23 protein-coding genes and 1 pseudogene are annotated in these 26,982 nt (G+C 70.3%); 11 read left to right on the top strand and 13 right to left on the bottom strand.

The window, feature by feature from the left end; translation table 11 throughout:
• Positions 1 to 14: 14 nt before the first annotated feature.
• The 3 genes from C6N31_RS14360 to C6N31_RS14350 all read left to right on the top strand — a co-directional run bounded on the left by C6N31_RS14360 (position 15) and on the right by C6N31_RS14350 (position 3,921).
• Positions 15 to 248 carry a DUF5133 domain-containing protein gene (locus C6N31_RS14360; RefSeq protein ID WP_138352845.1) on the top strand — a complete coding sequence of 78 codons (234 nt, stop codon included), beginning with the start codon at positions 15 to 17 and terminating at the stop codon, positions 246 to 248.
• Positions 249 to 433: 185 nt separating this feature from the next.
• Positions 434 to 2,746, top strand: coding sequence for a terpene synthase family protein (locus C6N31_RS14355; protein WP_138352846.1), 2,313 nt, complete (start codon positions 434 to 436; stop codon positions 2,744 to 2,746).
• 272 nt (positions 2,747 to 3,018) lie between these two features.
• A complete protein-coding gene (locus tag C6N31_RS14350; RefSeq protein WP_198357650.1) occupies positions 3,019 to 3,921 on the top strand; it encodes an oxidoreductase in 903 nt (300 codons plus the stop codon).
• Between the two features lie 62 nt (positions 3,922 to 3,983).
• Here C6N31_RS14350 and fusA read toward each other — a convergent pair whose 3' ends face one another.
• The 3 genes from fusA to C6N31_RS14335 form a co-directional block, all read right to left on the bottom strand.
• Positions 3,984 to 6,080, bottom strand: a complete 2,097-nt coding sequence (fusA, locus tag C6N31_RS14345; protein ID WP_198357649.1) for an elongation factor G — start codon at positions 6,078 to 6,080, stop codon at positions 3,984 to 3,986.
• Between the two features lie 753 nt (positions 6,081 to 6,833).
• Positions 6,834 to 8,192 (bottom strand): hypothetical protein, encoded by a 1,359-nt coding sequence (locus tag C6N31_RS14340; protein WP_198357648.1) that lies wholly within the window; start codon positions 8,190 to 8,192, stop codon positions 6,834 to 6,836.
• 81 nt (positions 8,193 to 8,273) lie between these two features.
• Positions 8,274 to 8,498, bottom strand: coding sequence for a DUF8825 domain-containing protein (locus C6N31_RS14335; RefSeq protein WP_187145353.1), 225 nt, complete (start codon positions 8,496 to 8,498; stop codon positions 8,274 to 8,276).
• A 166-nt stretch (positions 8,499 to 8,664) separates the two neighbouring features.
• Here C6N31_RS14335 and C6N31_RS14330 point away from each other — a divergent pair, with 166 nt between their 5' ends.
• Positions 8,665 to 9,174 carry a mycothiol transferase gene (locus C6N31_RS14330; protein WP_138352458.1) on the top strand — a complete coding sequence of 170 codons (510 nt, stop codon included), beginning with the start codon at positions 8,665 to 8,667 and terminating at the stop codon, positions 9,172 to 9,174.
• 60 nt (positions 9,175 to 9,234) lie between these two features.
• On the opposite strand, the gene C6N31_RS14325 is transcribed toward C6N31_RS14330, so the two are convergent.
• Together C6N31_RS14325 and C6N31_RS14320 are read right to left on the bottom strand one after the other, a co-directional pair.
• Positions 9,235 to 10,248, bottom strand: coding sequence for a hypothetical protein (locus C6N31_RS14325; RefSeq protein WP_198357647.1), 1,014 nt, complete (start codon positions 10,246 to 10,248; stop codon positions 9,235 to 9,237).
• Positions 10,249 to 10,322: 74 nt separating this feature from the next.
• Positions 10,323 to 12,074, bottom strand: a complete 1,752-nt coding sequence (locus C6N31_RS14320) for a serine/threonine-protein kinase (RefSeq protein WP_198357646.1) — start codon at positions 12,072 to 12,074, stop codon at positions 10,323 to 10,325.
• Between the two features lie 324 nt (positions 12,075 to 12,398).
• Between C6N31_RS14320 and C6N31_RS14315 the strand changes: the two genes are divergently transcribed.
• Positions 12,399 to 12,797 carry a hypothetical protein gene (locus C6N31_RS14315; protein ID WP_138352461.1) on the top strand — a complete coding sequence of 133 codons (399 nt, stop codon included), beginning with the start codon at positions 12,399 to 12,401 and terminating at the stop codon, positions 12,795 to 12,797.
• 186 nt (positions 12,798 to 12,983) lie between these two features.
• On the opposite strand, the gene C6N31_RS14310 is transcribed toward C6N31_RS14315, so the two are convergent.
• The 3 genes from C6N31_RS14310 to C6N31_RS14300 all read right to left on the bottom strand — a co-directional run bounded on the left by C6N31_RS14310 (position 12,984) and on the right by C6N31_RS14300 (position 14,944).
• Positions 12,984 to 13,898 (bottom strand): hypothetical protein, encoded by a 915-nt coding sequence (locus C6N31_RS14310; RefSeq protein ID WP_244809579.1) that lies wholly within the window; start codon positions 13,896 to 13,898, stop codon positions 12,984 to 12,986.
• A gap of 67 nt (positions 13,899 to 13,965) precedes the next feature.
• Positions 13,966 to 14,448: a GNAT family N-acetyltransferase gene (locus tag C6N31_RS14305; RefSeq protein WP_187145123.1), complete on the bottom strand. Its 483-nt coding sequence runs from the start codon at positions 14,446 to 14,448 to the stop codon at positions 13,966 to 13,968.
• 211 nt (positions 14,449 to 14,659) lie between these two features.
• Positions 14,660 to 14,944 carry a hypothetical protein gene (locus tag C6N31_RS14300; RefSeq protein WP_138352464.1) on the bottom strand — a complete coding sequence of 95 codons (285 nt, stop codon included), beginning with the start codon at positions 14,942 to 14,944 and terminating at the stop codon, positions 14,660 to 14,662.
• A 455-nt stretch (positions 14,945 to 15,399) separates the two neighbouring features.
• Here C6N31_RS14300 and C6N31_RS14295 point away from each other — a divergent pair, with 455 nt between their 5' ends.
• The 4 genes from C6N31_RS14295 (at position 15,400) to C6N31_RS14280 (ending at position 18,728) form a co-directional block, all read left to right on the top strand.
• Positions 15,400 to 15,918, top strand: a complete 519-nt coding sequence (locus C6N31_RS14295; RefSeq protein ID WP_198357645.1) for a hypothetical protein — start codon at positions 15,400 to 15,402, stop codon at positions 15,916 to 15,918.
• A gap of 89 nt (positions 15,919 to 16,007) precedes the next feature.
• Positions 16,008 to 16,853 (top strand): DUF4097 family beta strand repeat-containing protein, encoded by an 846-nt coding sequence (locus tag C6N31_RS14290; protein WP_198357644.1) that lies wholly within the window; start codon positions 16,008 to 16,010, stop codon positions 16,851 to 16,853.
• A gap of 85 nt (positions 16,854 to 16,938) precedes the next feature.
• Positions 16,939 to 17,940, top strand: a complete 1,002-nt coding sequence (locus tag C6N31_RS14285) for an ATP-binding cassette domain-containing protein (protein ID WP_198357643.1) — start codon at positions 16,939 to 16,941, stop codon at positions 17,938 to 17,940.
• Positions 17,937 to 18,728 carry an ABC transporter permease gene (locus tag C6N31_RS14280; RefSeq protein ID WP_164292967.1) on the top strand — a complete coding sequence of 264 codons (792 nt, stop codon included), beginning with the start codon at positions 17,937 to 17,939 and terminating at the stop codon, positions 18,726 to 18,728. Before C6N31_RS14285 ends, C6N31_RS14280 begins: the two co-directional genes overlap by 4 nt.
• Positions 18,729 to 19,401: 673 nt before the next feature.
• Here the strand turns inward: C6N31_RS14280 and C6N31_RS14270 are convergent.
• Complete coding sequence (locus tag C6N31_RS14270; RefSeq protein WP_138352469.1) at positions 19,402 to 19,854, bottom strand: MarR family winged helix-turn-helix transcriptional regulator; 453 nt, start codon at positions 19,852 to 19,854, stop codon at positions 19,402 to 19,404.
• Positions 19,855 to 19,933: 79 nt separating this feature from the next.
• On the opposite strand from C6N31_RS14270, the gene C6N31_RS14265 reads away from it, so the two are divergent.
• Together C6N31_RS14265 and C6N31_RS14260 are read left to right on the top strand one after the other, a co-directional pair.
• Positions 19,934 to 20,833 carry an alpha/beta hydrolase gene (locus C6N31_RS14265; protein ID WP_198357642.1) on the top strand — a complete coding sequence of 300 codons (900 nt, stop codon included), beginning with the start codon at positions 19,934 to 19,936 and terminating at the stop codon, positions 20,831 to 20,833.
• Between the two features lie 141 nt (positions 20,834 to 20,974).
• Positions 20,975 to 21,349: pseudogene (locus C6N31_RS14260) on the top strand (diaminopimelate decarboxylase); the annotation flags it as partial.
• 18 nt (positions 21,350 to 21,367) lie between these two features.
• Here C6N31_RS14260 and C6N31_RS14255 read toward each other — a convergent pair.
• From C6N31_RS14255 to C6N31_RS14240, 4 genes are all read right to left on the bottom strand, one after another.
• Positions 21,368 to 23,257 (bottom strand): ATP-binding cassette domain-containing protein, encoded by a 1,890-nt coding sequence (locus tag C6N31_RS14255; RefSeq protein ID WP_198357641.1) that lies wholly within the window; start codon positions 23,255 to 23,257, stop codon positions 21,368 to 21,370.
• A gap of 1,172 nt (positions 23,258 to 24,429) precedes the next feature.
• Complete coding sequence (locus tag C6N31_RS14250; protein WP_244809581.1) at positions 24,430 to 25,386, bottom strand: Ppx/GppA phosphatase family protein; 957 nt, start codon at positions 25,384 to 25,386, stop codon at positions 24,430 to 24,432.
• Positions 25,387 to 25,781: 395 nt separating this feature from the next.
• Positions 25,782 to 26,342, bottom strand: a complete 561-nt coding sequence (locus tag C6N31_RS14245) for a hypothetical protein (RefSeq protein ID WP_232485170.1) — start codon at positions 26,340 to 26,342, stop codon at positions 25,782 to 25,784.
• A 120-nt stretch (positions 26,343 to 26,462) separates the two neighbouring features.
• Positions 26,463 to 26,966, bottom strand: coding sequence for a hypothetical protein (locus tag C6N31_RS14240; RefSeq protein ID WP_198357640.1), 504 nt, complete (start codon positions 26,964 to 26,966; stop codon positions 26,463 to 26,465).
• Positions 26,967 to 26,982 lie beyond the last annotated feature (16 nt).

The raw sequence follows: 26,982 nt of genomic DNA, 5'->3' as shown, positions 1-26,982 counted from the left end.
GAGGGAGTTCCACGATGCTGATGGCCCACCCCGCCGTACTGCGGAACCTGCTGGAACGTTACGACGCCCTGCAGTTACTCGCCCGCTCCGACGCCGTCGACCCGTACGTCCACCGCCAACTCCAGGACACCGCGTACACGTTGTGCGTCTCCACCGGCACCCGGGACATCGGGGCGGCGCTCCTCGCCGCCCGCGAGCAGACCCGGCCGATTCCCACCGCTCCCCGCACGCCCACCGCGGTCGGCTGAGGTCTGGATCCGTCGTCGCGCCGGTTCTGCGGAGTCAGCCGTCTGCAGAACCGGCCGCTCGTTCGGGGTGTTTTGGCGGAACGTCATACTTTCGTGTGAGACGACGCGGTACTCCGTATGGCCACCGGCTCCTTGGGCATGACTGGGCCTGACCAACTGGCGCGCAAAATTGGAGGGGCGGCCCAGTGACTCAGCCGTTTGACCTGCCCGAGTTCTACATGCCGTACCCGGCCCGGCTCAACCCGCATCTGGAAGCGGCCCGTGAGCAGTCCAGGGTCTGGGCCCGGGGAATGGGCATGTTGGAGGGTTCAGGGATCTGGGAGCAGAAGGACCTCGACGCCCACGACTACGCCCTGCTGTGCTCGTACACCCACCCGGACTGCGACGCCGACGTGTTGTCGCTGGTCACCGACTGGTACGTGTGGGTGTTCTTCTTCGACGACCACTTCCTGGAGCTGTACAAACGGACTCCCGACCGGGAGGGCGGCAAGGAGTATCTGGACCGGCTGCCGGCGTTCATGCCGATGGATCTGGCGGACGGCTTCCCGGAGCCGCGCAACCCGGTGGAGGCCGGGCTCGCCGACCTGTGGGCGCGCACCGTGCCGAGCATGTCGTACGCCTGGCGCGAGCGCTTCGCGGAGTCGACCCGCAACCTCCTCAACGAGTCCCTGTGGGAACTCGCCAACATCGACACCGGGCGGATCGCCAACCCCGTCGAGTACATCGAGATGCGCCGGAAGGTGGGCGGGGCGCCCTGGTCCGCGGGGATCATCGAGTTCGCGGCGAACGCCGAGCTCCCGGTCCCGGTCGCGGGGACCCGTCCGCTGCGCGTCCTCACCGACGCCTTCTCGGACGGCGTCCACCTGCGGAACGACCTCTTCTCGTACCAGCGGGAGGTGGAGGAGGAGGGCGAACTCAGCAACGGTGTCCTGGTGTTGGAGACCTTCCTGGGCTGTACGACCCAGGAGGCGGCCGAGGCCGTCAACGATCTGCTCACCTCGCGGCTGCAGCAGTTCGAGAACACCGCGCTGACCGAAGTCCCGGCGCTCTGCGTGGAGAAGGGCCTGGATCCGGCGCAGTGCGCCGCCGTCGCCGCGTACGTGAAGGGGCTCCAGGACTGGCAGTCCGGCGGCCACGAGTGGCATCTGCGCTCCAGCCGCTACATGAACGAAGGCGCGGTCACCACCCCGAACGCCCTGTTCGGGGGAGCCGTCGGCACGTCGGTCCTGGACATCAAGACGCTCTTCGGCCGGCCGGCCAAGGCCCGGCTGCGGAGCCACAGCAACGTGCCGCGCCGGCACGTCGGCCCCTCCCGACTACCGGACTTCGACCTGCCGTTCACTCTGACGGTCAGTCCGCACCTCGATCACGCGCGGAAGGAATCCGTCGCCTGGGCCGGACGGATGGGCCTGCTCGCCGACATCTGGGACGAGGCCAAGCTCGCCGGCTACGACTTCGCCCTCTGCTCGGCCGGCCTCGATCCGGACGCCACGCGTGAGGAACTGGAGCTCAGCGCGGAGTGGCTGACCTGGGGGACCTACGGCGACGACCTGTACCCGCTCGCCTTCGGCCGCACCCACGACCTCGCCGGCGCGAAGCTGTGCACCGATCGTCTGAAGGCCTGTATGACCGTCGAGGACCCGGCCGTCGGAGCCGCCCTGGCGGTCACCCCGATGGAACGCGGCCTCGCGGACCTGTGGGGCCGCACCATCGTGCCCATGGACATGGACCAGCGCCGGGCCTTCCAGCGCACCATCGAGGTCATGCTGGACAGCTGGCTGTGGGAACTCCACAACCAGCACCAGAACCGCATCCCCGACCCCATCGACTACCTGGAGATGCGCCGGTTCACCTTCGGCTCCGACCTCACCATGAGCCTGTGCCGGATGCGGCACGGCAAGAAGCTGCCGCCGGGGATCTATGAGAGCGGCACGTTGCGCGCGATCGAGAACGCGGTCTCCGACTACGGATTCCTGATCAACGACGTCTTCTCGTACCAGAAGGAGATCCAGTACGAGGGAGAGATCCACAACCTCATCCTCGTCGTCGAGAACTTCTTCGACTGCGACTATCCGACCGCCCTGAAGATCGTCGCGGATCTGATGTCGTCCCGGCTCGCCCAGTTCCAGCACGCGATGGAGCACGAACTTCCCGTGCTCTACGACGACTTCGACCTGGACGCCGAGGGCCGGGCGACCATGGACGAGTACATGAAGGAACTGCAGGACTGGCTCGTCGGCATCCTCAACTGGCACCGGGGCGTGCGCCGCTACTACGACGCCGACCTGCCGAGCACCCTGCCCTACAGCGGCGTCCCCCACACACCCACCTCTCGGACCACCCTCCCGTCCGAGCCCCTGGCACTGCCGTCCCTGCCTTCCCCGGAAGGACACGCCTGGGCCACCCCAGCCGGCCTGGGCACCTCGGCCGCCCGCATCTTCTTGCCCTCACCCGCAGAGCGCTCCCACGACCGCGGCGCCCGCCGCGGCGCCGTCTGAGGCGCCGCAGCGATTTCAGGGCCGCTCCTCGGCAGTGTCGACACTGCCGAGGAGCGGCCCTGCACGGTAGAGCGTCATGCCGGCGGGCGTCCCCGCCGGCGGTGTGATGTCGTTGCCGATCTCAACCTGAATCCCCGGCCGCGGATTCCCGCTCCGGATGTGATGATCACCGCACCTCTCCCGGCTTCCCGGCACGCCGACCGGCGCCTCATAATCCGATCTCCGCAGTGCTGCCGGGACCACCGGACGAAGATCGATCGAGAGGACCGCTCTTGCCCGCACGGACGATCACCGCCGAGGCCGCAGGTACCTGGAAGCTCGGTGACCTGACGGTCAACCGGATCGGACTCGGCGCGATGCGCCTGACCGGGAGTGCCGCGTTCGATCTCGGGACGCCGAGCGACCGTGAGCGGTCGATCACGGTGCTGCGCCGGGCGATCGAGCTCGGTGTGAACCACATCGACACCGCCGCGTTCTACTTCTCGTCGCTGCGCTCCGCCAATGAGCTGATCAATCGGGCGCTGGCCCCGTACCCGGACGATCTGGTGATCGTCACGAAGGTCGGTCCGAGCCGGGACGCTTCGGGTGCGTGGCTGCCCTGGCCCACGCCGGACCAGTTGCGCGGGCAGGTGGAGGAGAACCTGCGGCAGCTCGGACGGGACCACCTCGACGTGGTGAATCTGCGGATGAACGCACCCGGCTCGATCGCCGAGCACTTCGGGGCGCTGGCCGAACTGCGGGACGCCGGTCTCATCCGTCATCTGGGGCTGTCGAACGTCCGCGCCGAACATCTCGCCGAGGCCCAGGCCATCGCGCCCGTCGTCTGCGTGCAGAACCGCTACGGCATCGACGCGCGGCGCCCGCGTACCGACGACTTCCTGAACCTCTGCGGGGAGCAGCGGATCGCGTTCGTGCCGTTCTTCGCCATCGCCGGTGAAGGGCGCGAGTCGGGCGCGACCGGTGCGGAGAACGCCCAGGTACGCGCCATCGCGGACGCGCGCGGTGTGTCGTCCGCGCAGGTCCGGCTCGCCTGGACGCTCCAGCAGGGTCCGCACGTGCTGGCCATTCCGGGGACCGGCAATCCGGACCACCTCACCGCCAATGTCGCCGCGGGCGCGCTGCGTCTCACGGAGCAGGAGATGACCCTCCTCGACGCGCCCGAGGCCGAGGCGTAGCGGGTCCCGCGAGCCGGCCCCGCTCGCATGGAGGCGAGCGGGGCCGGCCCTGAGCTACCGGCTCAGCGGGCTTCCACCGAGGCCGGGGCCGGCGCGTAGCCGGTGGGCCGGGCGGTGAACGTGCCCCGGCCCTGGGTCCGGCTGCGCAGCCGGGTCGCGTAGCCGAACAGCTCGGCCAGCGGCACGGCCGCGGTGATCACCGCCGTGCCCGCCCGCGCTGTCGAGCCCGAGACCCGGCCGCGCCATGCGGCCAGATCACCGAGCACTCCGCCCACGGCGTCGTCCGGCACCGTGACCGTGACCTCGACCACCGGCTCCAGCAGCACCATCGCGCTGGCGCGCAGTGCCTCCCGGAGCGCGAGCCGGCCGGCCGTACGGAACGCCATCTCCGAGGAGTCCTTGGGATGGGTGGCTCCGTCGGTCAGCGTGACCCGCAGTCCGGTGACCGGGTGACCGCCGAGGGGACCCTCGATCAGAGCGTCCCGGCAACCGGCCTCCACCGCCCGGACGTACTCCTGCGGAACCCGTCCACCGACGACGGCCGACCGGAACACGAACTCCACCGCACTGCCGCCGCTGCCGTCGCCGATGGCGTCGGTGGCATCCAGCGGATCCACGTCGAGGACGACATGGGCGAACTGGCCGGCGCCGCCGTCCTGCTTGACGTGCCGGTACAGCAGTCCGGTGACGCCGCGGGAGACCGTCTCCCGGTAGGCCACCTGCGGGCGGCCGACGCCGATCTCCAGACCGTGGGCGCGGCGGATCTTCTCCACCGCGACCTCCAGATGCAGTTCGCCCATGCCCGACAGCACCGTCTGACCCGTCTCGGCGTCGGTCCTGACCACCAGCGAGGGATCCTCCTCGACCAGCCGCACCAACGCCGACACCAACCGGTCCGTATCGGTGCTCCTGCGAGCCTCGACCGCTACGGAGACGACCGGATCGGCCGTCGTCGGCGGTTCGAGGACCAGCGGGGCCTCGGGTACGCACAAGGTCGCTCCGGCGCGGGCGGCCTTCGGCCCGATCACCGCGACGATGTCCCCGGCGACCGCCTGGTCCATCTCCGCGTGCCGGTCGGCCTGTACCCGGAGGATCCGGCTGATCCGCTCGGAGCGCCGTGCGCCCACGTCCATCACCGTGTCTCCCTTCCGGATCGTTCCCGAGTACACCCGCAGATAGGTCAGCCGCCCGGTGGACGTCGACGTCACCTTGAACACCAGCGCCGCGAACGGCGCCGAAGGATCGGCGGCCCGCTCCTCCTCCATGCCGCGCAGGGTGCCGCGTACCGCCGGCACGTCCAGCGGCGACGGCAGATAGGTCCCGACGGCGTCGAGCAGCGGCTCGATGCCACGGTTGCGGTAGGCCGCACCGCACAGCACCACAACGCCCTCACCGGTACGGGTCAGGTCGCGCAGTGCCGCGGCCAGCGTCGGCGCGGAGATCGTCGACCCGGCACAGAACTCCTCCAACGCGAGCGGATGGAGTTCCGCCACCGCCTCTTCGAGCAACCGGCGGCGCCGGTGCGCCTCTTCGAGCAGGGCCTCGGGTACCGGGCCTTCCTCGAACGTGTCACCGTCGCCGGCCCAGACCAGCGCGCGCATGCGGAGCAGATCCACCACGCCGGTGAACCCGTCCTCCTTGCCGATCGGGAGCTGGACCACCAGCGGAGCCGGATGCAGCCGCTCCCGGATCGACTCGACGGCCGCGTCGAGGTCGGCGCCGACACGGTCCAGCTTGTTGACGAACGCGATCCGCGGTACGCCGTGCCGGTCGGCCTGCCGCCACACCGACTCGCTCTGCGGTTCGACCCCGGCGACGGCGTCGAACACCGCGACCGCGCCGTCGAGGACGCGGAGCGAGCGCTCCACCTCGTCGGCGAAGTCCACATGGCCGGGCGTGTCGATCAGGTTGATCCGGTGCCCGTCCCACGCGCAACTCACCGCGGCGGCGAAGATGGTGATGCCACGGTCGCGCTCCTGGGAGTCGAAGTCGGTGACGGTCGTCCCGTCGTGCACCTCGCCCCGCTTGTGGGTGGCGCCGGTGAAGTACAGGATCCGTTCGGTGACGGTGGTCTTTCCGGCGTCGACGTGGGCGAGGATGCCCAGATTGCGGACGGCGGTCAGTGGATTGACGGGTTGACGATGCAGGTCGGTACGCACGGCCTATGGCCTTTCGGGGTGATCCTGGGAACGGGTCGGCGCGATTCCGGACGAAGACGGCCTGCGACCAGGCCGCACGGAACCCTCTGACGCGGCACATCCGACGCGGCACATCGCATCAGGCCGTACCCGCTCAGCGGTTTCACCACCGGACGGGACGGGTACAGGGGGGTCGGTGCGGAGGTCAGGCGTTCGTCACGGACATCCAGTGGCAGCCGCGCAGCCGGCACTGGGGGCACGAAGACACCAGGATCACCTCGTACCGTGACTGGGGAACAACGACAGCGGTGCGGTAACGCATGGCCGGTCTCCCCTCACTGGTCACGGTGCGCGCCGCGATGACGAAGACGTGGCGGCGCGCGATTCGTTGCGAGTGTAGTGAACCGGGGTGGGGGTGGGGAACCGGATTTCGGAACCCCTTCCGAACCCACCTCGACGATCTGATCGAGGCACTGGCGAAGGCGTTGGCCCACGAGAGCCAAGTCCCTTGCGAGCACGGCCCGGACGGCCATCCTCACCTGCCGGGCAGCGGACCGCCGGCCGCTGAACTCGGCATCAGACTGAGCCACCCCGGCGGACACCGTCTCCATGAACTCGACCGCGAAACGTCGGGCAGGGGGCCGTCGTTGGAGACCCTGCTCTGCCCGGCGTTCATGGGCCGGCCTGCCCGCGGTTCCTCGGCGAGGTCGCCGACGAGGCGGTGAGCGATCTGGGGCGCCTGATCGAGGACGACGACGCGGACGCGGACGAGGACTAGCCCGTCCGTCCGATGACGTCGAGGACCTGCTCCGCCACCTCGGGGCGGTGCTCGCGGAGGTCCAGAGTGCCGCTGGGGTTGCTGACCGCGTTGGCCACGAGCAGCTTCATGACGGCCCAGAGCGGATCGGCCTGTCCCGTCAGGGTGACCTGCTGCCCGTCGGGACCGATCACCACGGCCGGGCCGACCCCGGCAAGAAGGTTGGTGCGTTCCCAGTCGATGTCGTACGACCTCCTGTTCGGGCTGACGCGGACGACGACCTCCTTCGTACGGTGCAGCAGCGCCAGGTAGTTCATCGGCACCGTCAGCTTGCGCCGCACGTCGAAGGGGGCGGCGCCGTCCTCAGGGCGGATGCGCAGCATCGTCTTCACCACCGGGCCGTCGGCCTGGAAGGTGGTCGTGCCCCGGATCTCGAGGAACCGGGCGCGGGCCAGCCGCCCTCCTCTGCGTGCCCAGCCCTTGCCGACACGGCCGAACGCCCCCTTTTCGCCGGGGAGGTCGTCGACCACCCAGGTCGGCCCCTCGCCCGGCGGCGCCGGGCGGTCCCGGTCCGCCACGGCGGTGCGGGCCCGCTCGGCCAGCCCCGCTATTCGTGCTGCCACCTCGGGTTCGAGCCGCTCGAGAACGACCGTGTCGACGACCAGGGCGATGTCGCCGGCGGCGCGCGAGATCTGCATCTGTTCCATCAGGAGGTCGGGATGTCCGGTCAGCTCGACGCTCCGGCCGTCGAGCCCGAGCACCTTGCAGGTTCTGGCACCGGACAGCAGGGCGCTGCGCGGCCAGTCGACGCCCAGCACCGTGGAGCTGTCCGGATCGACGTAGACGGCGAGGCGTCCGGCGGTGACGGCGGCCAGACACAGCGGTTGCACCCGTACTTCGTCGGTGGTCTCGAAGGAGTCGATCCCGTCACCGCGCACCAGGAGCTTCAGCCGGATCAGGGGCCTGACCTCGGTGGGGTCGAAGTCGCCGACGTAATGGACGAAGCTCGCCTCCGAGTCGGGGGTGTACGACACGAACGTCGCTTCCAGAACATCGGCCCTGGCCAACCGGCCCTGCCGGATGTGGTCGTCGGCGCGCGGAGACCACAGGGCGAACGCATCGTCCTCGTGGTGGCCCGCGTCCTCGATGACGTCCCCGCGGCTGATCCGCGGGAAGTCCGCCCGCGCGAGACGCTTCGCCGAGAAGGGCACGGACAGGGCACCGAGCAGCCCCAGGCCGAGGGAAGCCGCCGACAACCTCCCATCGACTCCGGGTCCGGCAGCGGCCACGGCGATGAGGAGGACCACGGGCACCGAGAGATTGATGAAGACGGCGAGAACGAAGTTTCCGACGTACCTACGGGCGTAACCCTGCATGGCCCCTCCTCCGTTGAACGGCTGCCCCTTGATACCACTGACGGGCGGACCGGTCACGGTGGGAGCCCCGTCGAACGTCGCTCAGGAGCGGGCCAGTTCACGCAGCGCCATGCGCGCCGCCGGTGCCCGTCCGGTATGTGCCTCCCAGTACGGATGTGTGGACACCTGGACGGAGAGCCGGTGCAGACGGCGGCGCAGTGCCGTGGTCTGTGCGGCGGTGCTGCTACTGGTGCGGTCGGCGAGCTGGCCGTACACGGCGTACCACTCGCGCTGTGCTTGCAGGAGGTCGTGGGGGAAGGAGTACATCACCCGCTAATTCAAGCACGTGTTCGAATTACGGCGCAGCGGCGACGCCGGTGATTTTTCCCGGCCGGTCCGGCCGGCGCCCCGCCGCCCGTGCTCCCGCCCACCCCGCCGGCCGGCGTGCACAATCGGAAGGGTCGGAACGTCGCCACTTTCTGAGGAGTCACGGATGAACAGCGCGGAGCTACTGGCCGATGCCTTCGGCCGGGTCCAGGAAACCGTCCACGGCGCCGTCGAAGGACTCGGCGCGGACGAGCTGTCCGTGCGTCTCGACGGTGAGGCCAACTCGATCGGCTGGCTGGTGTGGCATTTGACGCGCATTCAGGACGACCATGTCGCCGACCTGGCGGGCACCGAGGAGATCTGGACCGCCGAGGGCTGGTTCGACCGCTTCCAGCTGCCCTTCTCCACCGGAGCCACCGGCTACGGCCACCGCACCGACGACGTGGCCGCCGTACGCGTCGACACCCCGGCGCTGCTCCTGGGCTACTACGACGCCGTTCACGAGCACACCGTCGGCTACGTGCGAGGGCTCAGCGAGGCCGACCTCGACCGCGTCGTCGACGAAGCCTGGACCCCGGCGGTGACGCAGGGCGTACGCCTCGTGAGCGTCATCTCCGACGATCTGCAGCACGCGGGCCAGGCCGCCTTCATCCGTGGCGTCCTGCGGCGGCGCTGACGCGCCGGGCCGCTGTGTTCACCGTGCTCGACCACCAAAGGCTCGACCACCAGAGGTGAGTCAGCTTTTGGCGTCGGCGACCTTGGCGAACCAGCTCTCGGTCTCCGCCGCGTCCAGCACGCCTTCCAGCACGAGCTCACCGGGCATCCCGGGGAAGAAGCGGCCGGCGGGCCACCCGCGTGAGTACGGCGGCGGGTCGAGCACCAGGAGCCGTACGTCGTCCACGACCGGGATGTCGGACGGTGTGCCCTCGTTCCAGATCCATGTCCCGTCGGGTGCGGCCAGGTTGAACGCACCGGTCGTGGGCACCTGGCCCGGGGCGTTCCGGCACACGGCGACGGCCTCGGGGGTGGGCGCCTCGCCGGGGACGTGCCCGGCGCCGACCAGTTCGGCGGCCAGCAGGGTGTGGAGCTGGAAGTTGTCACCGAGCCCGCTCATCCGCATCCGGTAGCCGGACCGGCTCTCCCGGTGCAGGACCACCAGCGGTTCGTCGTCGAGGACGAGCAGCGCGTAGGTGAGGCACTTCAGCTCGTCGCCGCTCACCTCGGCGAGGTGGCGGGCGGCCGTGACCAACTCCTGGCGTCCGTCCACCTGGGCCCGTACCGACCGGTGGCTGAGCATGGCGACCGTGGCCATCTCCCACTGCGGCAGCGACCACCAAGCCTGGGCGGCGTCCGCGCCGACCCGGGCGACCACCGCGGCCTCCGGGCCGCTCCCGTCGGCGTGCGGCAGGTCGCCGCCGCCGGTGGCGGCCCACCGCTCGACGAACTCCGCCGCGCCGGCGAGTGCCTTCCCCAACTCCGCGAAGATCGCCGGGGCGCACCCGGCGGGATCGGCGCCGCGCTCCACACAGGCACCCACGAGGACCGCGATCACCGAACGGGGGCCGGCCGGCACCTCGGGCAGGAGCGCGGCGAGCCGCGGTGCGGCCGCGGCGAGTTCGGCGTCGTCCGCCCGCTGGAAGGACTGCTGCAGCTTCCCGAAGGACTTCCCCGACGCCCGGGAGTCCTGCGCGCGCACCGCGGCCTCGAAGGCGGCGACGGCGTCGGTGAACGTAGCTCGTGCGAATATCACTCGCGCACCCTACCGGCCCGGTCGGACAGTACGACCGGCCCGGTGGGGGAGCGGGGACGGGCCCCGGCAGAGGCTCAGCAGTGGTAGGCGGGGCCCTTCTGTTTGGTGAGGTTGTCGTTGGACATCCAGCCTGCGGTCTTGGTGCCGTCGATCCGCACGTAGGTCCAGGTGTGGCCGTACGCGTTGAGGATGAAGCAGTGGTAGAAGACCTTCGCTCCCGACTTGGCCATCGCCACGTCCGGGCATACCGCGTACGGGCCGGTCGTGCGGTGGAAGCTGCCGGTCATGTAGCCGTAGGTGCCTGGATGCGGGTCCTGGTGGGTCCATCCGGTGCAGCTCTTCGACACCGCGCTCGCCGACGTGCTGGGGGCCGCCGGCGACGACGGCGCACCCCCGGCCTTGCTGCCGGAGGCGGAAGGGCTGCCGGCGTCACCCGGACTCGTGCCGCCGGACGGCTTCGTGGGCTTTCCGGACGTGCGAGAGGAGGACGCGGACGCTCCCGGGGACTTCGAGCCGGTCTTCTTGCCGGTCTTTCCATCGGCCTTCTCGCCCGCGATGTTGGCCTCGCCCTGCGGGGTGCCACTGGAGCCGGCCGCGTGGTTCTGCTGCCCGGCACCGCCCGAATCACCCGTTCCCACCAGGGCGTACGCCAGTCCGCCGCCGGCCAGTACAACGGCGGCGGCCGCCGCCGCGACGGTGATGCGGCCGCGGTTACGACGGCGCGAGGGGAGCGGCTCGGTGCGCCGTTCCCTGCCACCGGCGGGGGAGACGAGAGGACCGCCCGAGCCGCCCAGGCCGGCGGACGGCCGGTATCCGGCGGCTCCGGGTGGCGGCGCCGCTTCCGCGGGAGACGCGGCGGGTGCGGGCGGCCGCCCGGCGGATGCGTTGCCCGCTCCCGCGACGGCCGGAGGCGCCGGCCGGCGCAGCGGAGCGGCTCCCGCCACGGACGCGGGCGGCACACTCGTGCCGCTCCCGGCGGCGACCGTCTCCAGCATCCGGCGCGCCTGGTCGGCGGACGGGCGGTCCGCCGGTTCCTTGGACATCAGTGCGAGGAGCACCGGCGCCAGCGGGCCGGACTGCCGGGGTTCCGGCAGCGGGTCCCCGACGATCGCGTTGAGCGTGGACCAGACGGAGGTGCGGCGGAACGCCGAACCGCCCTCCACCGCCGCGTAGAGCGTCATGCCGAGCGCCCAGATGTCCGAAGCGGGGCCGGGCTCCTGGCCCTTGGCGCGCTCCGGCGCGAGGAAGTCGAGCGAACCGACGATGACCCCGTCCTGGGTCAGCTTGGTCATCGCGTCCTCGTCGGGGGCTTCCACACTGGCGATGCCGAAGTCGGTGAGCACCACCCGCCCACTGCGGTCGAGGAGCACATTGCCGGGCTTGACGTCCCGGTGCAGCACCCCGGCCCGGTGCGCCGCGTCGAGCGCGTCCATCACCTTGGCGCCGATCGCGGCGGCCTCGCGCGGATCCATCGCGCCGTTCTCCGCCAGCACGTCGTCGAGGGAGGGGCCCTGGATCAACTCCATGACGATGACCGGCAGTCCCTGCTCCTCGGTCACGTCGTGCACGGTGATGACACCGCTGTGACGGATACGGGCGGCGGCCCGCGCCTCGCGCTGCATCCGGGCCCGCAGATCGGCCAGTTCGGGTCCTGACGCGTCGTTGTACGCGCGCAGGACCTTGACCGCGACCTCCCGGCCCAGCACCTCGTCCACCGCGCGGCAGACGACGCCCATGCCGCCCCGGCCCAGCTGCGCGGTCACCCGGTAACGCCCGGCTATGACCGTGCCGACCAGTTCGCCGCCGTTCGTGTCCCCCGTCGTCACCCTTGCTCCGTCCCATCCTGTTCAATTCCGTCGCGCGTCGCCCGGCTGTCGTCCGTCTGCCGTCCGGCGGTCTTCCGGCGGTCTTCCGTGTCCGCGACGTGGCGGGCTCCAGCGTAGGGGGTGAGGTCAGGGGCGGTGGCTGCCGGGTCGTCCGGCCACGGCCGCGTCAACCCCCTAAAGCTGGGGATACCTGGATCTTCGCGGTCGGATCACTATCGGAACGGTCGTCGCGAGGCGTTCTCCCACCGATCCGGATGAGGGGACACCCCTGCGAGGCATCCGCACCTCAGCGCATCCGCGCTCAGTTCCGATGGAAGGGGAATCATGAAGAAGTCGCACCGATTGATGACGTTGTCGGCGACCGTGGGGCTCATGGCCGGCGGCGGGTTCTTCGCCTCGTCGGCCTCTGCGGGCACCGTGGCGTCGGCCGCCCCGAAGGCTCCTGTCCTGGTCAGCAAGCAGATCTCGGCCGCGGGGTCGCCGGCGGCGACCCTCTGCTGGACGGGGGTCCGCGACGAACAGCCGCTGACCTGGTTCGGTGCGCCGGTCACGGCGTCACAGCCCGTCGTCGCCTCCGCCTCCGAGGGCGTTCTCCATGGAGAGGGCGCCAACGACGCACACGTCTACTCGGAAGGCGTCACCGTGCTCAACAGCGCGGTGATCGTCAGGATCCACACGGGCTGGGGCGATCCGCTCAACGTCTGCGTCCACTACCTCGGCTGAGGCCGGCACCGTCAACGATGAGTCCGTGGCAATAGTATGGTAATAACAAGCCCTTTGGCTTCCCCATTGTCCTTGAGGAAAGGACCGAACAAGCAGCGGGGGAGCGGGGCTTACGGCAGTGCTTACGGCGAGGCTCACAGCGAGGCGGCTCACGAGGTCACGCCCAGGAAGAACCGCAGCGCGGAACTACACCTGTGATGCGGCGTGTTGGTCCTCGGCGGCCCGGCGCAGCTGCTCCATCTTCGGGGGCAGGAGCCGTCGCAGTTCCTCGTACCGGGAGCGCCCGGCGCGGTAGGAGGTGATCAGTCCGTTCTCCTCCAGCGGCATCCCGGCCGGCCGCAGGGTGGCCCGGCCGTCGTCGTCCAGGGTGCCCGCGTGGTTCATGCGGAGGCTCACCCACAGGCGGGTGGTGCCGTGCGCGTGGCTCATCAGATCGGCGCGCAGCGGCAGCCACCGGTCGAGTGCGGCCCGGCTCAGGTCCGACAGCGGCAGCCATTCGCTCTCGGTCGCGACGCCGGTGCCGTGCTGCGGCTGCCGCCGCGAATGGATTCCGGTGTGCGGGCGGCTGTCGTCGCCGGTGAGATGCGTGACGCGCTGCACGGTCAGTTCGCCGGACCGTGATCGGGTGTCGAGCAGCAGGGCGAGTACGGCGGTCAGCCGGATCCGGCCGGGGGAGAGGTGGCCGCCGAGGTCCTGGCCGAGCTGCCGCCGCAGCGCGGCGAGCTGACCTGACTCGGGGGTGGGCCGCAGTATCGGGGTGCCGCCGCCGAGCGGCAGTCGGGGCAGGCCCAGTGCCTGCCGGGCGAGGTTCAGACAGTCGTAGCGGGCCTGGTTGGTGGGCGGGGAGGTCGGCGGGCGCCGTCCGCCGACGAGCCGGTGGCGCAGCGCGCCGGACTCGGCGAGGCGCAGGTAGGTCTCCAACGTTGCGGTCTCCAGCAGCCGTCGCAGGTTGCGCCGGGCCGTCACCGGCAGCGCGTCCCGCTCCAGCGCCGCCGCGAGTTCCCGCCGCACCATGCCCAGCTGCCGCCGGCGGGCTTCTCCTACGCCGGGCAGCGCGGCGAGCAGCGTGTCGAGTGCGGTGAGGGAGGGGTAGCCGGGCACTCGTCGATTGTCGCGCACCGATGGCTGGTCTCGCCCATGAGCCGCGTGGGTGGGGGAGTGCGGCGCGTCACGGTGTCGCGTGGTCGTACCGGAGCCATACGTAGGCAACCGGTTGGATGGCGTTCCAGCTCTCGGCGAGGCGGGGGTCGACCGGTGCGAAGCCGGCGGCCCGGTAGCACCGCAGGGCGCGGTCGTTGTCGGGGTGCACGCGCAGGAAGACGGCGGTATGACCCGTCAGCAGTGCCTGGGTGAGCAGCTCGCGGACCAGGGTCCGTCCGTGACCATTCCCGCGGGCGTCGGGGGCGACGATGATCCGGGCGAGCTCGATCTCCTGCTCCTCGGCGTCGATCCACAACTCCCCGTAGCCGATGGGTCTTTCGCCGTCGACGAGCAGATGCGCCCGGACGTCGTCGGCCTGCTGCCAGGCCTCGACCGTGCGCGCGGGCAGGGGGAACTCCCGCAGGCCGCACCACATCGACACCTCTGCGGGGGTGAGCGGCCAGCCGGCCACCATGACCGCGTGCGTCCGGTCGAAAGGCAGAAGATCCATGGTCCCGCAGGTGATCGGTGGCGGATCCCGTCCGGGTCCGCCTTCCGCTGTGGTGTGCACCTGAGTATGGGTCCCCGACCGTCCTGGGTACATGTCCTGGGCGCGGGCTTCCGGGCGCACGCCCTGGGCACAGGCTTCCGGACCGGCAAAGCGCCTGGAAGGGCGGCCACGACGCCGGCCCGACGGTCTCCGCCGTTCGGGTGATGCCCGCTTACGCCTCGGGCACCCAGTAGTCGTGCACCGGCGAGACCTTCGGCATCTCGCCCATGGGGAGTCCGAGCTCCTGCGCGGCCGGCATGAGGAGGTCCGAGAACGTCCGCATGCTCTCCTCGGACTCCCAGACGTCGAAGATCTGCATCCCCGAGCCGGTCGGGATGGCGACGTGGGACATACAGCCCTTGAACGTGTCACCGGGCAAGGCCTGGAGCTTGGCGTTCAGGGCGTCGTACTGTGCGGTCGTCACGCCTGCCAATTCGGCCTGGATGAAAATCGCCATGGGGGTCTCCTCCGTGTGGCTTTTCCGGTTCCTCCCCGCCGCCCCGATGACGGCCTGCGCCGGAGCCAGCACACCACGGGCGTCCGCCGACGGCATTCCGTTCGGCGCCATCCGGGTGCGGCCTGCCGGCCTCCCGGAAAGTCGGCGGCGCGGAAGCCGGCCGCCGGCAAGTCGGCCGCAGGGCGCGGTCTGTACACCACCGTCGCCCTGCGCCGCGGCGGGACGCCCGTGGCCGTGCCCGCGCTCACTCCCGGAACGGTGACCACCGACTGGCAAGGAGCGATGGCACCGCTTGGCGCCACTCCGCGACAATCTGGCGCCATGAACCCCCGCCCTCTCCCGTACGCCCTTGACCTGCAATGACGTACCTGTCTGTCGTTCCTCGGCCATGCCACGCGCCACGGGTGGCGCCTTTGTGCTTGCCAATGGCGCCATAGTGGTGCCACTATTGCGTCATGGACCTCACGCCGTACGTCGAAACACTCCGCAGGGAACTGGCGGTGGCCGCCGAAGCCGGGGGTGACGAAGCCCGCGAGCTCGCCGAGCGGCTGACCGCGCCGCTGGAGTCGGCCACCCGCCTGACCATGCTCAATGTGCTGTCCGCCGCCATGGCCGAGGTCACCCGTGAACTCGCCCCCGGCTCGGTCGACGTACGACTGCGCGGTCTCGACCCCGACTTCGTCGTGATGCTGCCGCAGCACGAGGACCGGAGCGAACCCCTCGACGCACCGGCGCCCGCACCGGCCCCGGTCCCCGCCGACACGGACGAGGGCGGCACCGCCCGCGTCAATCTGCGCCTGCCCGCCCATCTCAAGAACCGTGCCGAGGACGCCGCGGCACGCGAGGGCCTCTCTGTCAACGCATGGCTCGTACGGGTCGTGTCGGCCGCGGTCGACACGGGCGACGCCGCCACCCCCCGTACTCCCGGGAAGACCAGGACCATCGGCCAGAGCTTCACGGGCTGGGTGCACTGACCAGCCCTTCAGAACACTTCCACTCACACCACGTCCCACCAGCGGGGACGCCACGAAAACCCAGGACGACCCAAGAGGACGGGACAGCCATGCCTGCTTTCGACACTCCCCAGCCGATCTCGGTCAACGCCCGCGTGGACGCGGGATCCATCCAGTTCGCCGCGGCCGACCGCGCCGACACCGTCGTGGACGTGACTCCCCGCGACCCGAAGAAGGACAAGGACGTACGGGCCGCCGAGCAGACCGAGGTCACCTACTCGGGCGGTGTCCTGACCATCAGGACACCCAAGACGCGCTATCTCGTCGGGGCCACCGGCGCCGTCGACGTGACGGTCGAGCTGCCCACCGGCTCACGCGTCGAAATGACCGGCTCCTGGACCCAGGTGCTCGGCGAGGGCCGGCTCGGCGAGGTCCGCGTGAAGACCTCGTCCGGCGACGTCCGCCTCGACACGACCGGGCCGCTGCACCTGACCGCGTCCCACGGCTCCATCACCGTGGACCACGTCGAGGGCTCCGCCGAGGTCACCACCAGTTCCGGCAGCCTGCGCGTCGGCACCGTCAACGGCACCGCCGTCCTGAAGAACTCGCACGGCACCACGACCGTCGGCACCGCGACCGGCGACCTCCGGGTCAGCGGCTCCAACGGCGACATCACCATCGAGCGCGCCGAGGGCTCGGTCGCCGCCACCACCGCGAACGGCACCCTGCGCGTCGCCGAAGTCGCCCGTGGGAATGTCCAGTTGGAGACCAACTACGGCGCCATCGACATCGGTATCCGTGCGGGCACCGCGGCTTGGCTCGACGTCAGCTCCGGCCGCGGGCAGGTACGCAACGCGCTCGACGCCTCCGAGGCTCCGGAGAAGACCGAGGACACCGTCGAGGTCCGCGCCCGGACCCGCTGGGGCAACATCGACGTCCGCCGCGCCCGCGCCTGACAGTCCGCCCCGCACTCCCTTCCAGTACTCCCTTCCAGTCACTTCATCCAGTTGCTCCGTTCCAGCCTTCGATCGGGAGAGGCCCATGCCTTCATCTGTCATGCCCATGTCCAATAGTGGCGACGGTCAGAAGCCGCCCGCCGCCGTCTCCGCCGTCGGCCTGCGCAAGTCCTACGGCGACAAGCTCGTGCTCGACGGGATCGACCTGCGCATCCCGGCGGGTACCGTCTTCGCGCTGCTCGGCCCGAACGGCGCCGGCAAGACCACCGCCGTCAAGATCCTCTCCACGCTCATCACCGCCGACGGCGGTCAGGCCCAGGTCGGGGGCCACGACCTGGCCGCCGATCCGCAGGCGGTGCGTGCCGCGATCGGTGTCACCGGGCAGTTCTCGGCCGTTGACGGTCTGATCACGGGTGAGGAGAACATGCTCCTGATGGCGGATCTGCACCACCTGTCGAAGCAGGAGGGGCGGCGGGTCGCCGCCGAGCTGCTGGAGCGCTTCGATCTGGTGGAGGCGGCGAAGAAGCCGGCCTCCACCTACTCGGGCGGTATGAAGCGGCGCCTCGACATCGCCATGACGCTGGTCGGGAACCCGCGGATCATCTTCCTCGACGAGCCGACCACCGGTCTCGACCCGCGCAGCCGGCACAACATGTGGGGGATCATCCGCGAGTTGGTCTCCGACGGCGTCACCGTCTTCCTCACCACCCAGTACCTGGACGAGGCCGACGAGCTCGCCGACCGTATCGCGGTGCTCAACGACGGGAAGATCGCCGCCGAGGGCACCGCGGATGAGCTGAAGCGGCTCATTCCGGGTGGTCATGTCCGGCTGCGGTTCTCCGATCCGGACGTGTACCAGGCCGCCGCCGTCGCCCTGCGTGAGGTCACGCGGGACGACGAGGCGCTGGCGCTGCAGATCCTCTGCGACGGCAGTCAGCGCGAGCTGCGCGTCATCCTCGACTGGCTGGACGCGGCCGAGATCGAGGCGGACGAGCTGACCGTGCACACCCCCGACCTCGACGACGTCTTCTTCGCCCTGACCGGCGGGAACAACGTCCCCAACCAGTCCAAGGAGACCGTCCGATGAGTGCCTTCTCCCTCGCCGTCCGCGACTCGAACACGATGCTGCGCCGCAACCTCCTGCACGCCCGGCGCTACCCGTCCCTCACCCTGAACCTGCTGCTCACGCCGATCATGCTGTTGCTGCTCTTCGTCTACATCTTCGGCGATGTGATGAGCGCGGGCATCGGTGGCGGCGGCGCCGACCGCTCCGACTACATCGCCTACATCGTCCCGGGCATCCTGCTGATGACCATCGGCGGAACCGTGGTCGGGACCGCGGTGTCGGTCTCCAACGACATGACCGAGGGCATCATCGCCCGCTTCCGCACGATGGCGATCCACCGCGGCTCGGTGCTCGTCGGGCACGTCGTCGGCAGCGTGCTGCAGTCGGTCATGAGTGTGGTCCTCGTCGGCGCCGTCGCCGTGGCCATCGGCTTCCGGTCCACGGACGCCACCGTCCTGGAGTGGCTGGCGGCGTTCGGGCTGCTCGTGCTCTTCGCCATGGCGCTCACCTGGATCGCCGTCGGCATGGGCCTGATCAGTCCGAACGCCGAGGCCGCCAGCAACAACGCACTGCCGATGATCCTGCTGCCGCTCTTCTCCAGCGCCTTCATCCCGATCGACACCATGCCGGGCTGGTTCCAGCCGATCGCCGAATACCAGCCCTTCACCCCGGCCATCGAGACGCTGCGCGGCCTGCTGCTCGGCACCGGGATCGGCAACAACGGATGGCTCACCATCGCCTGGAGCCTGGGCCTGACCGTACTCGGATACTTCTGGTCGACCTCGAAGTTCAACCAGGACCCCAAGTAACCGCCATGACGACGCGGGCCCCTTCCCGCAACTCCTCCCGCCCCAGGGCGGCGTACCCGACACCGCGTCGGCGTACGCCGCCCGGGCGTTTCTACGCTCCGCTGCCCGCCGCGTCGAGGACGTCGCGGACGCCGAGTTCAACGTCTATCTCGAGCGTGACCACGCCGACCCCGCCGCCGACTCGGTGGGCTACCGGCAGCATGCGCTGTGGCTCAGCCAGGACGAACTCGCCGAGATGATCGGTGGGATGCGTGCCGCGATCGTGGCCCAGCTGCGTAACGAGCCGTCACCGGACCGCAGTCAGCATCTGCTCTCCCCGATCCTGTTCCCGATCGGGGAACCGCCCGCACCGGAAAGCTAGGCGCCGTTGTGGCAGGTCATGATCTGTCCGAGGACGGTTCGACGATGGGCTTGCGGCGGCAGTAGGCGGCCTTGCCTGGTGTGGTCCGCAGCTTGCGGCCCATCCGTTCCTTGAGGGCGGCGTTCGCCGGGATGCGTCCGCGTGGTGCGGGTCGAACGCCCGGAACCGCCTGTCCACCACCGCCCCACGGCCCTGCGACCGACTCTTTCGGCCGGCTCGACCTCGAACAACCCGTCCCCACTACGCAGACCACCATCTCCCGCACGAATGATCGCGAAACACGGGCGGGTAGCCCATTGCTGGGACACGCTGCTAGCCGGCAGGCATTCCCGCCGAGGCGTCCTCCAGCGTCCTGCGTAGCAGGGCGACGGTGGAGGCCAACCGCTCCAGCGAGCCGGACGTCAGCGGCTCGGCGAGCCAGGAGCGCAGCCCGTCCTCGAAAGTGGGCGTGGCGGCGGCCAGCAGCGTGCCGCCATCGGGGGTCAGTTCCAGCAGTGACGAGCGGCGGTTGCTGGGATTGGGTCGCCGGACCACCCAGCCGGCGGCCTCCAAGCGGTCCACCGCCTTGCTGGTTGCCCCGACGGTGATGGCGGCCTCCTCGGCCAGGTCGTTGACCCGGCAGGCGTCCCGACTGTCGATGATGCGCAGGAACTCGAACTGGCCCATCGTCAGACCGTGCTCGGCGCGCAGTCGTTCGCCCAGCGCGTTGTAGAGCCTGGTCTCGTAGCGGACGAGATCCATGAACACCTGCGTGAGGTCGGTCACACTCTGCTCCAGATTCTCGGGAATGATATTCCTAGGAATATAGTTCCTAGTGAAGAACAGCACTCATCTGGAGGATCGCATGAGCAAGGCACAGCGCGCGACAATCGACACCCTGATGCGGCAGGCCCCGTTCGACGGCAGCCTCCCGCCGGAGCAACTGCGCAAGGACTTCGAAACCCAGATGACCTCGGGCCCGGCCCCGGCCGGGGTGACCGTCACCCCCTCCGTCCTCGGCGGCCGTCCCGCCCTGACCGTCGAGCCCGAGGGCAGCCCCGCCACCGGGACGATCATCTACTTCCACGGCGGATGCTGGGTCCTCGGCTCACCCGCCACGGCCCTGCAACTTACCGCCGCGCTGGTGCGCCGCACCGGCGTCCGCGCCGTCTCGGTCGACTACCGGCTCGCCCCCGAGCACCCCTTCCCCGCTGCCGTCGAGGACGGCCTCGCCGCCTACCGCGACCTGCTCGACCAGGGCGTTCCGGCCGAGCAGATCGTCCTGGCCGGGGAGTCGGCCGGCGGCGGTCTCAGCATCACCACCCTGCTCACCGCCCGCGAGGCCGGACTGCCGATGCCGGCCGCCGCGGTCGCCTTCTCCCCGGGCCTGGACGCCACTCGCTCGGGCGAGAGCATGACCACCAAGCACGACGCCGACCCACTCTTCACCCGCGCGGACCTGACCACCGTCTTCGCCCACTACCTGGCCGGACAGGACCCCGACCGGCCGCTGCTGAGCCCGGCCCTCCACGCCGACCTGACCGGGCTGCCACCGCTGCTGCTCCAGGCCGGCTCCAACGAGGTCCTGCTGGACGACTCCACCCGGTTCGCCGTCCGGGCGGCCGCTGCCGGGGTCGACGTCCAGCTCGACATCACCGCCGACGTCCCCCACGTCTTCCAGGCCTTCGAGGGCCTGCTGGACGAGGCCGACGCGGCCCTGGACCGCGCCGCCCGCTTCATCACCGCGGCACTGACCCGCACCTGAACCGTTCCGCTCTCCGACGGCACCTCCGGGTCCTGGAGCTCCTGGGATCCGCAGAGCGTCGGTGTCCTGCGCGTGGCCGGCATCGCGGCCGTCGTGTCCTGCGTGAACCTGCTGATCGGCTGAGGAGGCCCTTCATGTCTGCACGGCGTCGCGCTGCCCGAACTGGACCTCGGTGGCGGACACGCGGTTCCGTACGGGCCGGGGGAGAGCGCGCTCGACATCACCACGCTCGCGGACCGGATCCGCCATGAACTGGCCGACGGCTGCGCCCGATCGGGGCTGCCGCTGCCACGGCTGACCATCGAACCCGGCCGAGCGGTCGTCGGACCTGCCGGAGTCGCGCTCTACGACGTGGTGTCCGTCAAGCGGAGCGCGCAGCGAACGTTCGTCGCCGTACCGGTCGCCGGCGCCTACCACGTGTCGATGGCCTCCGGATACAACCTGGTCGGCCGCCCGCCCGTGGTCGCGGTCCCCGACGGCCGCGCACGGCTCCTGGTCCGCCGTCGCGGATCCTAGGCATTGGCTGACGACCAGCTACCGGTCTTGGGCAAGTCGGAGGAGTTCGGCGAAGGTGCCACCGGCGTGCACGAGGTCGTCGTAGTGGCCCTGCTCGGTGATGCGGCCGTGTTCCATGACCACGATGTGGTCGGCCACCTTCGTGTTCTCCAGCCGGTGAGTGACGACGATCGTGATGCGGTCCCCTGAGATGGATTTGATCTCTTCGAAGATCTGGTGCTCGCCTCGTGGGTCCATTTGGGAGGTGGGTTCGTCGAGGATCAGCAGGGAGGGTCGTCGGTACAGCGCTCGTGAGCAGGCAAGTCGTTGCCATTGGCCGCCGGACAGTTCGGCGCCGCCGAAGACTTCCCTGGCGAGGAGCGTGTCGAGTCCGTGAGGCAGGTCTTCGACAGCTTCCCGCATGCCGACCGCGTCGACTGCTTTCCATACGGGCGAGTCGTCGAAGGTGCGGGGCTGCCCCAGTGTCACGTTCTCGCGGACCCGTAGGGGCCATTGCGCGAAGATTTGCGGGACCAGTCCGGTGCAGGCCCAGACGCTTGCTGGGTCGACGGCGGCCAGGTCCGTGCCGTTCCAGGTGACGCGGCCTTTGTCGGCGAGGTAGATGCCGGTGATCAGGCGGGTCAGGGTGCTCTTGCCTGAGCCGTTCACGCCGACGATCGCGAGGATGTCCCCGCGTCGCAGGGTCAGGGACACGCCGTCGACGGCCGGCTTGTCCTTGCCGGGGTACTGGTAGGTGGCCTCTTCCAGCCGGATCTCGTCCACCGGTGCGCGCATGGGCAGCTCGCCGCGCTTGGGGGCCTTCTTGGCCGCGTCGTCGAGGAAGGCCTGCATGTCGCTGAGGTACAGGCTGGTGTGGAAAACGGCGGCTCCGTTGAGGATGACCTGCGAGAGCGCGGCCAGGGTCGTCTGGACGGCGACGACCGCTGTGGCGGCGATGGCGAGCGCGACCCGGCCCGTCACGGCCATCCAGGCGAGAGCGACCCAAGTGGCAATGAGGAATGCCCCGCCCACGAGCGAGGACACCAGGGCGATCCGCAGCGTGCGGGGAGCGGCGGCCAGGGTGCGCTCGTCGACCCGCTCGGACAGCGATCGGTACCAGAACAACAGGTAGTCGGTCATTCCGTTGGCGCGGACTTCATCGCCGTACTTCGGGGTGGTGGACCACCACCGCATCATGCCCCGCACGTTGCGGTCCCCGACGTTCGCGTAGTGGATCTCGTAGTCCACCCGTGCGGCGAGCACCGCGCCGACGCCGGCGGGAAGCACCGCGAGCAGGAGCAGGGGCAGCATCAGCACGTTCAGCACCGACAGGACGGCGCTCGCGCTGATCATTCTGACCAGGGCCGACAGGAACCGCTGGGCGTCGGCGACCATGACATGCGTGCGCATCACCCCCATTTCAGCGGCCTCTTGACGATCGGCGAACCCGTCCACGGCATACGCCGCCGCTTCTACGCGGCAGACCGCCTCGACCAGTGCGGTGTCCGTCGCGGTGGTGAGCCTGGGTGTGATCCGCCGCTCCGCGTAGGTGGCCAGGGCGCCGGCCCCGCGGGTGAGCGCGGTGGCGGCAGCTACCACGAGCAGGGCCGGCAGGGCCTGGTGCAGCCGGTCAGCGACAGCACCGCTGCCGAGGATCGGGCGCATGGCCTTGGCGGTCGCGGTCAGGAGGACCGCTGCGGCCACTCCGGTGACGAGCTGACAGGACAGGAGCAGGAGGACGGCCCGACGGTCCATGTCCCAGGACATGGCGACGATGCGTCGCAGGACTGACGGGAGCTGTTCGCACAGCTTGCGGAAGGAGACTTCGCCGAGCGGGTTCACGGAGTATTCCCCCGTGTAGGTGATCTCGGCCGGTGGGGGAGGCGGGGGCGTGGCGGCGGGTGTGTCCTGGGTGTCGATCGAGGTCAACTGCTGTCCTCCTGCACGGTCGTTGTCATCGGTTCGGCGCTACCGGGGTCAACGAGGCAGGCCGCGATATCGAACACACGTGTTTGAGCCGGAGTGGATTCCGTACGAACGCGCGCGCGGCACAAGATGCGGAGTGCATCCACCCTTGGGGCGCCCGGGGCCCTGCCCGGCGCGGCCTTGGCCGAATCGCCGACGCTGATGAGCGTGGAGAACGTGGGTCTGGAGGGCTGTGTGGGGCCACGGTTGGATCGGTCGCCGGCGGGAGATGACAGGGCGGACGCTGCTGTGACGGCCCCGGCATGCTGCAGACCGTCAGCTACTGACCTTTTCGGCGTCGTGACCGTTGATGATCCCTTCGGTATGCGGTCTGCACGGCCGTTGGAGCGGTGGCGTCGTTCGTGGCGCGAGGGCGGCAGCGAAGCGCTGCGACCCTGCGGGCTCGGCGTAGCTGCCGAGGCCTTTCGAGGCGCAGCCAGTGCGCTCTGACGTCATGGGTTCGCCACCTCAAGGCCCACCGGACGACGCTGGAGCGCCGCCTCGAAGCACGGAGCGGTGTGGAAGGCGCCAACGCTGTCACCGTTGGTGCGGCGCTGTTCAACCGCTACCTGGCCAACTTTGAGGAACCGAACGGAGAGGGTGAGCAGGTCGTCATGCAGTCCTCGACTTGAGGATCTGCACCCGCTCGGCGGTGAGGGGACGCCCAGCCTTGCGGAGCTTGTGGATGATGGGCACGGCGGGATCCTCCAAGCGGCGGGAGCCGTCAGGACGCGTACGCGGTCGGTTCAGGGTGTGCCGGCGCCGTGGTTCGGGTCGAGCGCGATGAGCAGGACGATGGCGGTGACCCAGCTGAGGAGCGCTGCGATGATCAAGTAGGGCGCGTACTTGCGCATGGCGGCATTCCTTCTCCTCGCGGCCGGTTCCAGCGAGGGAAGCCGGAGATTGAAGCCGGCGATTGAAGCGTACGCACAGCCCGCGGCCATCAGGTCGATGACAAGCGGGCACAGGTGCCCCGACCCTGTGAGCAGGTCGATGGTGCATCCACGGGCCGGGACCGTGGCGGGCCGGGACGACCAGGGTCGGTGCCCGGCACCACAGCCACAGGCACACTCTTGACGGTTCTCCTCGCGGGGTCGCGGAAGACCCCGACAACGTCGGGGAGGGTAAGCCGCAGTTCAGCCGACGAGAGGGAGGTCGTGCCGGGGTGCCGCGGAGGCCGTGCCGAGACGTTCCAGCAGTAGTCCCTCCCGGGTGGACCAGGGGCAGATGTCGACGCTCTTGGCCTCGCACGCGGAGAGGAGGGCCTCGGCGACCAGAGCTCCGGCCAGGGACTGTCCCGCGCGGTGCCGGGAGATGCCCGGCAGGTGGGTGAGCAGGGCGGGGTCCGCTGCGGCCAGCACCGGGATCCATCCGCGCAACTGGGGCAGCGTCAGCTGCTGCCCGGCATGAGGCTTCATGTCCGGGGATGGGGATCCGGCCAGTTCGGCGAGCTGCTCGAAGGTCTTGGAGCAGGCGACGACGCGCCCGTTCCGGGAGGCCACCGGCAGGTCGGGCACTGCCCCCAGGGTATGGCTGAGGTACTCCCGGATCTCCTGCAGACGCCCCGCCGACGGGAGGGTGCCGGCCGGGAACCAGTCCCGGGTGATCCGGCGGGCGCCCAGCGGCAGCGAAAGTGTGCTGCGGGGCTGCTCTCCGCGGCCCGAGGCGATCTCCACGGTGCCACCGCCGATGTCCAGCATCAGCAGCGAGCCCGTCCCGGAGCCCGCCCACTGCCGGGCCGCCACATAGGCCAGGCGGGCCTCCTCCTCGCCGGGCAGAACCCGCAGCCGGGTCCCGGTGGCACGGGCCACCCGCGCGATGATCTCTTCCCGGTTGGGCGCGTCCCGGATGACGGAGGTCGCGAAGGGGAACACCGCCGACGGGCAGCCGAACCGGGCGGCGGCCGTCGCCTCGGCCACCGCGCGCTGCACGCTGGTGATTCCCGCCTCGCGTATGCGGCCTCTTCGGTCGAGCGACTCGTGCAACCGCAGCCGCGTCTTGTACGAGAAGACCGGCTTCAATCCCCCACCGGGCCGCCGCCGGACCACTGCCAGCAACGCGCTGTGGCACCCGACATCCAGTACTGCGGCCACTTCCGGGCGTGCCCCTTCCATCCGACTGTTTCCCCCGTTTCACAGTTCGATTGCGTTCGATCCTAGGCGGTGGGTGTCTGTGCGGGGTTGCTCGTGACACAACGTTGATCTCCGCCCATGGGCCGGTGACGCAACGTTGACACGTTCCTCGCCCGGGCCGAGCGGACGAGAGGGCAGGGCGGACGAGGGGCCGGCCGGGGTTCAGCCGACGTGGACGCGGGGTCGGCGGTCGCGGTCCGGTTCGGCCTCGCGCAGTACGTCGCGGGTGACGGGTGCGACCTCGCCCTGTCCGAAGAGGAAGAACCGCAGGAACTGGGCGAAGGAGCCGTCCTCAGTGCTCGGGCTGCGCCCCCGTCTCGCGGAGTTCCGCTGACGTGAGCGGCCGAAGGAGCCCGTTACTCCAGCCCCGATGCGCGGAAGGTGGCCCGCGCCGCGGCCCCGTCGATCTGCTCCGCCGCCCGCAGCAGATCACCTGCCCCGCTCTGCAGGGTCCCGGTGCCGAGAGAGTTGCGGACACCGGCATCCAGCGCGATCCACAGCAGCGGATTGTCGACGAGCACCCGTGCGTTCAGCTCGACGACGCCACCGAGCGTGTCCCGCAGGACGAGCCGGGGAGCCGTGCCCTGGTGCCAGCGCACGCTCGCCAGGTGGTCCGTGCGGACCCGGCGGCGGCGCAGCAGTCCGCGCGAGACCAGCCACTCCTGGTCCACCGACACCCTCGCCGGTGCGAGCACGGCGAACAGCAGGACGGCCAGCGCCGCCCAGATCCCGGCTCGCGGCGCGGTGAGCTGGCCCTTCCAGGCGTCGGCCAGCGTCAGCACGGCGAAGAGCGCACAAGCGCAGCCCGCCGCGGACCGGAGCTCTCCGGCCCAGAAGCGGTCGCGGGCGCTCGTCCATCCTGAGTCCGCGGAATAGGCCCCGCTCAGCGGAGCGGAGCGTGCGGTTCGCCGTCCCATACGGCCGACGCTAGACACGCCGCACGTCGAAACACCGTGCTTTGATGCATCGCTGATGGATTTTTAACGTCGATCGCCCGGACGGAAGCACCCTCGGTCACGTCACCGGTTCGGCCGGATTCACGCACTCAGCGACGGGCCCACTCCGTACCGCGCCGCCACGGCCTCCACCTCGGTCCAGCCACAGAGCAGCGTGCCGCTCTCCCGGGAGCGGCACGCCCCCGCGTTGACCAGCAGCCACAGGGCCGGGTTCGAGGCGAGCACCTTCGGGTTGAACTCCACGCGGTTGCCGTACACGTCGCGCAGCACGAGGCGGGTGGCGACGCCGTCGATGCGGCGCACCGATACCAGGCAGTCGGTGCGGACGCGCTGCTCGCGCAGCGGTCCGCCGACCGCCAGCCATCCGTGGCCCGCGGTCACCCGGGGCGGATGGAGGACGGCGTAGAGCAGCGCCGCCAGCGCGGTCCACAGCACGGCGCGGGTCGTGTCGAGCCCGCTCGACCCCCAGTCCATGACCAGCAGCAGCGCGAGGACCGCCGCCGAGGAGGACAGCGCGGTGAACGCCTCGCCCTCCCAGGTCCGGTCGTGGGCCAGTACGTCCTCGGCTTCGTCTGCGCGTCCCATGCGGCAGACGGTAGGA

The sequence above is a fragment of the Streptomyces fildesensis genome, from assembly GCF_016107395.1.
Taxonomy (GTDB): domain Bacteria; phylum Actinomycetota; class Actinomycetes; order Streptomycetales; family Streptomycetaceae; genus Actinacidiphila; species Actinacidiphila fildesensis.
The sequence above is the reverse complement of the archived record's forward strand: the minus strand, read 5'-3'. Positions and strand labels throughout refer to the sequence as shown.